The following is a 3,121-nucleotide window of genomic DNA, read 5'->3' on the forward strand; positions in this document are numbered from 1 at the left end:
AATTTTTGGTCTGATTCATTCATAACTTACAATCGGCTCAATTATTTTGCTCTATCGAGAGCGCAGATTTCTCTAAATGAGTAATTGTTAGCGAATATTGTTACACAACTTATATTTCCTCCAAAAGATGCCGTGAAAAGTCAGTTTGCGGTAGGTCATGAAGTTGGCAGATAGAACAACCAACTATTCTTACTGCTCGGTTGAGCAATCCGCCTCAGTAATTCTCAAGAAGATTATTACTCTCGGTAAATTTTATTAAATAGATTCTATTGCAGTGAATATCATTAAGCAGATTTAGCTATTACATTGTCCAAGCAACTCTATCAAATCTTTATAGTTATTAGGTATAACTTAGGTATAAAATAAATATAAATTCACCGATTCACCCCAAAACTGAATCAAGCAGTTTATAATGCGGAAGACTCTTCTGTATTTATAGAAGGTGAGAAGTGAGGTTTGAATTTAAGAAAAAGAAAATAGAACTACTTTATACAGAGGAAAAAAATGCTCACAAATATCCTGGGGTTGTAGATGACTTTTTTGAAGTCATGGCAATTATTGCAGCAGCCGAAAGCGAACAAGATTTATACGCTAACAAAGGTCTGAGATTTGAAAAACTCTCAGGAAAACGAGGCAAAAAGAATCAAAGGTCGCTACGCCTAAATAAGCAATGGCGTTTAATTGTGGTACTCGAAAAAGATGAAGCAGGCAAGTATGTCCTAATCGTCGATATTGAGGACTATCACTAAATAAAGGGAGAGGGAGGCAAGAATGAGCAATACTTTAACACCAGCAAGAGCAGTATCACCAGGGCGTATCTTACAAAGAGAACTAGATGCTCGTGGTTGGACTCAAAAAGATTTAGCTGAAATTACCAAACGTCCACCACAAGCAATCAACGAAATTATTAAAGGAACGAAGCAAATTACTCCTGAGACGGCTAGAGAATTATCGTGCGCGTTGGGAACTACTGCGGAATTTTGGATTAATTTGGAAACTAATTATCGTTTAAATCTGGCAAAAAAAAAGCAGAAAGAGTCGGAAATTGAGCGTAGAAGTCGTTTGTACACTCTTGCGCCAATTTCTGAGTTGATTAAACGCCAATGGATAAAATCTACAGAATCAATTGATGAACTAGAGCAATCTGTATGTCAATTTTTAGGTATTAAATCACCTCAAGAGACTCCTCAATTTTACGTCAACTTTCGCAAGGGCGCGTCCCCTGAATCGAATTCAGGGGCTTGTGCCGCCCGCCACAGTCAAATTCTCGAACCAGAATATAGTGCCAAAATTGCCTGGTGTAAAAGAGTCGAACAAGTAGTCAACAAGCAAACTTTGGGAGAATTTCAGCTAGACAGGCTAAGGGGAGCAATTCCCGATCTTCTTCGCTATGCAGAAAAAGAAGAGGATGTAACTCATGTTCCTCAAATGTTAATCGATTTGGGTGTTCATTTTGCGATCGTTCCTCATTTGAACAAAACATATTTAGACGGTGCAGCATTTTATTTGGAAAATCATCCAGTAGTTGCTCTTACCCTGAGACACAATAGAATCGATTGTTTTTGGTTTAGTCTGATGCACGAACTAGGTCATATAGTTGCTGGACATCAAGGTTTGTATCTAGATAACTTGGACGAACTAGAACAAAATTCAGAAGAAGACGAAGCAAACCAACTTGCTCGTGATTGGCTGGTTAACGAAAAAGCATTAAATTCTTTTGGAGTTCAAACAAAACCGAAATTTTCTAAGAAAGCGATAATTAATTTTGCCCAATCACAAGACAGACACCCAGGTATTATTCTGGGTCGTCTTCAGCATGAGGGTTTAGTTCCCTATAAAAACTTACGAGTGCTATTACCGAAGGTAAAACCGTTTTTATCTGATTGGATTTATGATTAAGCTTGCTTTAACTGATAAAAGAGCTTGAAAATCAACTTGAGATAATCCATCTGAGTTAGCAAACTACCTCGTTTATTAGTGGGGTTTCTGACTTCTTTTTTTTAATTCCTTCAAATTATAATTAACACTCGTCACACCAAAATCAGGCTCTTTCTGAAATGGTTGTCTGAGATAATAAACGTTAGCATCATCTCTATCAGTAGATTCTTCAGAAATCGGAACTTCTACTACTGCCAAAATATAATTATCTGGTTTATTCAAAGCAGTAATAATTTCGTTTTTGGTGACTGTAACCGTTTCTGCACCTTCAATTCTGCCCTTGACCTCGATAAATCTCAACGCTCCAGTTTCGGGGATGCGAGACTCAATATCGTAACCACATTTGAGGCTACTTACATCTCTAGGTTCGTGTCCTAATTTCTTCTCTGCTGCTATTACTGCATTCATAGCAAACATTTCTACCCGTTTAGTTTCTCTAGCAAACATCTGGGCTTTGGGTTGGCTTTTACCCTGTAGTTTCTGTAGCAAGCCAATTGCTATAACTAATGCTCCTCCTACTACTACAGGAGGTAGAGGAGATAAACGTCTTTCTTGGTTTAATTCATAGATTCGTCGGCTCAATCTGGCTTGTAGTTCATCTGCTCTGGCTCTAGCTTTTGCCGAGTTGATTTTAGCGTTGGTTTTCCCCGCTTCTTCCTGATATTTTAATTCGGATGCGCGATAATCCCAGTGGTTGATTTCTTTAGTTAGCCTGTCTTTGACTGCTACCAAGGTTTTGTCGATAAGTTCTTCTTTGTGCTGCTTGACCTCTTGTAGATGTTGGGGAACTATTTGGGAAATGGCATATTTGGTTGCTTCTGCTTCAATGTCGGTGGGTAGATTAGATTCTTCTAAGAAGGTTTCGATAACGGTTTGTTCTGCTTCAGATAGAGGTCGATAATCGAGATAGGGAGCGTAACCCGCATTGCGGATGGTTGTTTCTCCATCCTTAGCAGAGTCAGCTAACTGACTTTTCACGGCATCTTTTGAAGGGTATATAAGTTGTGTAACAATATTCGCTAACAATTTTATCCATTTCGAGAAATCTGCCCTCTCGATAGAGCAAAATAATTGAGCAGATTTTGAGTGGTGAATGAATCAGACCAAAAATTTAATAACCGAAAAATGTGACTTTGGAGATCAGCGTTTAACCAAAAGGGCTATGTTCATCGAATCGAGATTA

2 protein-coding genes and 1 pseudogene are annotated in these 3,121 nt (G+C 38.3%); 2 read left to right on the top strand and 1 reads right to left on the bottom strand.

From position 1 onward, the window contains the following. Positions 1-449 precede the first annotated feature (449 nt). Both PLEUR7319_RS0103700 and PLEUR7319_RS0103705 read left to right on the top strand, forming a co-directional pair. Positions 450-749 (top strand): type II toxin-antitoxin system RelE/ParE family toxin, encoded by a 300-nt coding sequence (locus tag PLEUR7319_RS0103700; RefSeq protein ID WP_019503856.1) that lies wholly within the window; start codon positions 450-452, stop codon positions 747-749. Positions 750-771: 22 nt separating this feature from the next. Beyond that, complete coding sequence (locus tag PLEUR7319_RS0103705; protein ID WP_019503857.1) at positions 772-1,899, top strand: HigA family addiction module antitoxin; 1,128 nt, start codon at positions 772-774, stop codon at positions 1,897-1,899. Between the two features lie 75 nt (positions 1,900-1,974). Here PLEUR7319_RS0103705 and PLEUR7319_RS0103710 read toward each other — a convergent pair. Then, a pseudogene (locus PLEUR7319_RS0103710) lies at positions 1,975-2,883 on the bottom strand (DUF3883 domain-containing protein); the annotation flags it as partial. Positions 2,884-3,121 lie beyond the last annotated feature (238 nt).

It is taken from the genome of Pleurocapsa sp. PCC 7319 (assembly GCF_000332195.1).
Lineage (GTDB): Bacteria > Cyanobacteriota > Cyanobacteriia > Cyanobacteriales > Xenococcaceae > Waterburya.